We start from the raw sequence: 5,119 nt of genomic DNA on the forward strand, positions 1-5,119 counted from the left end.
AAAGTCCGGCGCCGGGGCAGGGGGGGCGCGGTGGGGTGCAACCCCTCATGGGCGGCGCGGCGCCCGGGGCTGTCAACGCGGCGCGGGCGCGCCGCGCGGCTTCACGGCGGCGGCGGCCAGTCGCTGGCCAACAGGCCCATCACGATGCTGTCCTGCAGTTCACCCGCCACCTGCCAGCGTTGGCGCAGGTAGCCCTCGCGCCGGAAGCCCAGCGCTTCGAGCGTGTGCAGCGACGCATGGTTGCGCGGATCAACGTCGGCCTCGATGCGCCGGAGCGCCAGCGCGCCGAAGGCGTGTTCGAACAGGACGGTTAGCGCCTCGCGCGCGTAGCGATGGCCCCAGTGGCCGCGCGCCAGTGCGAAGCCGATCTCGGCGCGACCCTGGGCGTGGTCGACGGCATACAGCGTTGTCGTGCCAATCACCTGGTTGCTGCCGCGCAGGGCGATGCCCCACTGGTAAAGATGGCCGGCCTGGAATCCACGCTCGATGGCTTCAAGGTAAATGCTGGCTTCGTCACGGTGGGGCCAGGCGGTGTGGCTCCAGTAGCGCACGACCTCGGGATCGGAATAGACGGCGTAGAGGTCTTCCAGGTCCCGTGCGTCCATCCAGCGCAGCTGAACCCGGGGCGCCAACAGGGTCGGCAGTCGGCCGGTTTGGGCCGGGCCGGCCGCCGTCGGCGCTGGCCGGTCAAGACGGTCAGGGGAGCTCACGCTGGGGGCCATGGCGGACGTCACGGGGGGTCTTAAAGGTTTGAACGCGCTTCTGGCACGATCCCGGACGTCGGGAGCGCGCGGCCCGTGGCCATGCAACCCTGCGTTGCGGGGCAGGCGCTGTGATCGGGCGCTGTCGGCCATAGATTGGGACCATCCCATCCTTTCAGGAGTGCCTGATGTCCAGCCTTCGCCCCGTGCTCCGCAAGCTCCGCGGCATGCCCGCGTCCGATGGCGCCGGCGTGAAGCTGGTGCGCGTGATCGGCACGCCCCAGCTGCCCGACCTGAATCCGTTCCTGATGCTGGACGAGTTCGGCACCGATCGGCCCGAGGACTATCTGGCGGGCTTTCCATCGCACCCGCACCGTGGTTTCGAAACGGTGACCTACATGCTCGACGGCCGCATGCGGCACAAGGACAACCACGGCAACGAGGGCGTGCTGGTGCCCGGCAGCGTGCAGTGGATGACCGCCGGCCGCGGCATCGTGCATTCGGAGATGCCCGAGCAGGAACAGGGCCGCATGCGCGGCTTCCAGCTGTGGGTGAACTTGCCCGCCAGCGAGAAGATGACCGCGCCGCGCTACCAGGAATACGGGCCGGACCATTTTCCCGAGACCGAGGTTTCCCCCGGCGTGCGGGTGAAGGTGATCGCCGGGCGGGTCGGGGCACACCAGGGCGCCATCGCCCAGCCGGCTACCGATCCGCTGTACCTGGACATCGGCCTGCAGGCCGGCGCGCGCTTCGAGCAGCCGGTGCCCGAGGGGCATTCGGCCTTCGCCTACGTGTTCGAGGGCGCGGCGCGCTTCGGTGAAGGCGACGCCGCGACCAACGGCGCCAAGGGCGAGCTGCTGGTGTTCGGGCCCGGCGAGCGCATCGCGGTGCAGGGCGGGCAGGACGGCACGCGCCTGATCCTGGTGGCGGGCCGGCCGCTGAACGAGCCGGTCGCGCGCTATGGTCCGTTCGTGATGAACACCCAAGCCGAGATCCGCCAGGCCTTCGAGGACTTCCAGGCCGGACGTTTCTGATCCCGCCGCCCGGCCGGGGAAGCGGTCAGCGGTCGGGCAGGGGGATGGACTCGGTTTCGCCCGGCACCTGGCCGAAGCGGCCTTCCTTCCAATCGGCCTTGGCCTGTTCGATCCGTTCGCGCGAATGGGACACGAAGTTCCACCAGATCAAGCGCGGTCCATCCAGCGGCTCGCCGCCCAGCAGCATCACGCGGGCGTCGGTGCGGGCGGTCAGCCGCGGTTGTGTGCCGGGATCGAGCACCGTGAGATGTTCGGCCGGCAGCGGCACACCGTCGAGTTCCAACTGGCCTTCCACGGGGTACAGCGCGCGTTCGCCGTGTTCGGCCGGTATCACCAGGGCGCAGCCTGCCTGCAGGTCCATCGACACGTACAGCGTTTCAGCCAGCACCTCGGCCGGCGCACGTTGGCCGAAGGCATGGCCGGCGACGATGGTGAGCCGCGCGCCCGGCACGTCCACCACGGGCAAAGTGGCCGCCGGATGGTGGGTGAACGCCGGCGCCACTTCCTCGTGGCCCCTCGGCAGCGCCACCCAGGTTTGCAGCCCGTGCATGCGGTGCGGCCTGTCCAGCAGGCGCTCAGGCGTGCGCTCGGAGTGGACGATGCCGCGGCCGGCGGTCATCCAGTTGACGTCGCCCGGCGAGATTTCCTGCGCCGACCCCAGGCTGTCGCGATGCATGATCGCGCCTTCCCAAAGGTAGGTCACCGTGGCCAGGCCGATGTGCGGGTGCGGTCGCACCTGCATTGGATGGCCGGGCTTGATCACGGCGGGGCCGATATGGTCGAAGAAAACGAAGGGGCCTACGCTGCGCCTGCTGGCGTGCGGCAGCAGGCGCTTGACCGTGAAGCCGCCGCCCACGTCATGGACGCGTGGCGGGATGAGCAGGGTCATGGCGGTTTCCTTGCAAGCGGAAAAAACCAGCATGCCACGCGGCGTCGGCACATGGCCGCAACGCTGGGTTGTGCTCAGTACGTCGAGGTGAAAACGCGTGCGCGGCCGTCGGCATCGAGCACGATCACGGTGTAGCGGCTGTATTCGGTTTCCGGCATTTCCTGCGCGGGCTGGCCGCTGATGGCGGTGATGATGGCAGGCACCGTATTGCTGTGGCCGACCACCAGCGCGGTGCTGCCGGCAGGCAGTGCGCGCAGGTCGCGCGCCAGGTCCGGGCCGTAGCTGGCGGCACTGTCCGGGCCGGCCGGGCGCACCCGCACGACGATGCCGGCCTGCTGCGCGGCCGGCGCGGCGGTCAGCTGGGTGCGTTGGTACTGCGTGGCGTAAGCGGCGTCCAGGCCCGTACCTTCCAGGCGCTGTGCCAGTGCCCGGGCGCGCGCAACGCCGGCTTCGCTCAGGCTGGGATCACGCGGGTCGTCGGTGGCTTTTTCGGCGTGGCGCACCACCACCACGACGGTGGCGTCGGGCGCCTGCGCCGGCGCGGCGGCGGGCAGGGCCAGGGCGAGCAGCATGAGTCCGGTCAACATAGCGATTCAGCCTTTGGCCAGCAGGGCGAGCAGCCCGCGTGCAGTGCGCAGCCGCGACGCGGCGTCGGGAAGCTCCATCCGGATACGCAGCTTGTCCTGGCCGTCCATGCCGTAGACCTTGGGCTGGGACTGGATCAGGCGGATCACCGACATCGGGTCCAGCGTGGGCTGCGGCAGGAACGTCACGCGGCCGCCGGTGGGGCCCAGCTCGAGCTTGCGGATGCCCAGCGGGGTTGCCGCCCGCTTCAGCTCGGCAACGGCGAACAGCTGCTTGGCCTGGTCGGGCAGCACGCCGAAGCGGTCCACCATCTCCACCTGCAGCTCCTTGAGCGCGTCGTCGTCGCGGGCGCCGGCGATGCGTTTGTACAGCGTCAGGCGCGCGTGCACGTCGGGCAGATAATCCTCGGGGATCAGGGCCGGGATGTGCAGCTCGACGTCGGCGCCGTGGCGCGTTGCCGGGTCGAAGTCGGGCAGCTTTCCGGACTTGATCGAGGCCACCGCGCGCGCCAGCAGTTCGGTGTACAGCGAGAAACCGATCTCGGCCATCTGGCCGCTCTGGTCTTCGCCCAGCTGTTCGCCGGCGCCGCGGATTTCCAGGTCGTGCGTGGCCAGGGGGAAGCCCGCGCCCAGTTCCTCCAGCGACGCCAGCGCCTCCAGGCGCTTCTCGGCGTCGGGCGTCAGCGTCTTCTTGTCCGGAACCACCAGGTAGGCATACGCGCGGTGGTGCGAACGGCCCACGCGGCCGCGCAGCTGGTGCAGCTGGGCCAGGCCGAAGCGGTCGGCGCGGTGGATGATGATGGTGTTGGCGCTGGGGATGTCAATGCCCGATTCGATGATGGTGGGGCACACCAGAACGTTGAAGCGCTGGCGGTGGAAGTCGAGCATGGCCTGTTCAAGCTCGCGCTCGGGCATCTGGCCGTGGGCAATGCGCAGGCGCGCCTCGGGCACCAGCTCCTGGATGTCGCGGGCCATCTTTTCGATGGTGTCCACTTCGTTGTGCAGGAAATAGACCTGGCCGCCGCGCGCCAGCTCGCGCTGGAACGCTTCCTTCAGCAGCACCGGGTCCCAGGGCGTTATCACCGTCTGCACGGCCAGCCGGTGCGCCGGCGGCGTGGCGATGATCGACAGTTCCCGCAGGCCGCTCATCGCCATGTTGAGCGTGCGCGGGATCGGCGTGGCGGTCAGGGTGAGCAGGTGCACTTCGGCGCGCAGGGCCTTCAGTGCTTCCTTCTGGCGCACGCCGAAGCGCTGCTCCTCGTCCACCACCACCAGGCCCAGGTCCTTGAACTTCACGTCGCCCTGCAGCAGGCGGTGGGTGCCGACGATCACGTCGATGGTGCCTTCTTCCAGCTGCACCAGCGCGGCCTTGATTTCCTTGGCCGACTTGAAGCGGCTGAGCACTTCCACCCGCAGCGGCCAGTCGGCGTAACGGTCGCGGAAGTTGCGGTAGTGCTGTTCGGCCAGCAGGGTGGTGGGCACCAGGATGGCGACCTGCTTGCCGGCCGTGGCGGCGACGAAGGCCGCGCGCACCGCCACTTCGGTCTTGCCGAAGCCGACGTCGCCGCAGACCACGCGGTCCATCGGCTGGGGCTTGCCCAGGTCGACGATGACGGCGTCGATGGCTGCCAGCTGGTCGGGGGTTTCCTCGAACGGGAACGTGGCCGCGAACGGCTCGTACATCGCCCGGTCCACCTGCAGGGCCAGGCCGACGCGTGCGTGGCGACGGGCCTGGATTTCCAACAGCTCCGCGGCAACGTCGCGTACTTTCTCGGCGGCCTTGCGCTTGGCCTTGTCCCACTGCTCGCCGCCCAGCGAATGCAGCGGCGCCAGGTCGGGCGAGGCGCCGGAGTAGCGGCTGACCAGCTGCAGCTGTGCCACGGGGACGTACAGCTTGTCGCCCTTGGCGTA

The 5,119-nt window shown here is 69.6% G+C and carries 5 protein-coding genes; 1 reads left to right on the forward strand and 4 read right to left on the reverse strand.

The window, feature by feature from the left end; genetic code table 11:
- Positions 1-101 precede the first annotated feature (101 nt).
- Positions 102-872 carry a GNAT family N-acetyltransferase gene (locus K0M70_RS03520; protein ID WP_343211190.1) on the reverse strand — a complete coding sequence of 257 codons (771 nt, stop codon included), beginning with the start codon at positions 870-872 and terminating at the stop codon, positions 102-104.
- A gap of 17 nt (positions 873-889) precedes the next feature.
- Here K0M70_RS03520 and K0M70_RS03525 point away from each other — a divergent pair, with 17 nt between their 5' ends.
- A complete protein-coding gene (locus K0M70_RS03525) occupies positions 890-1,735 on the forward strand; it encodes a pirin family protein (protein WP_290779366.1) in 846 nt (281 codons plus the stop codon).
- Between the two features lie 25 nt (positions 1,736-1,760).
- On the opposite strand, the gene K0M70_RS03530 is transcribed toward K0M70_RS03525, so the two are convergent.
- From K0M70_RS03530 to mfd, 3 genes are all read right to left on the reverse strand, one after another.
- A complete protein-coding gene (locus K0M70_RS03530) occupies positions 1,761-2,624 on the reverse strand; it encodes a pirin family protein (protein ID WP_290779369.1) in 864 nt (287 codons plus the stop codon).
- 74 nt (positions 2,625-2,698) lie between these two features.
- A complete protein-coding gene (locus K0M70_RS03535; RefSeq protein WP_290779372.1) occupies positions 2,699-3,211 on the reverse strand; it encodes a histidine phosphatase family protein in 513 nt (170 codons plus the stop codon).
- A gap of 6 nt (positions 3,212-3,217) precedes the next feature.
- Positions 3,218-5,119, reverse strand: a 1,902-nt coding sequence (gene mfd / locus K0M70_RS03540) for a transcription-repair coupling factor (RefSeq protein ID WP_290779375.1), incomplete at its 5' end; no start/stop codon positions are given.

The organism is Arenimonas sp., assembly GCF_019459675.1.
Lineage (GTDB): Bacteria > Pseudomonadota > Gammaproteobacteria > Xanthomonadales > Xanthomonadaceae > Arenimonas.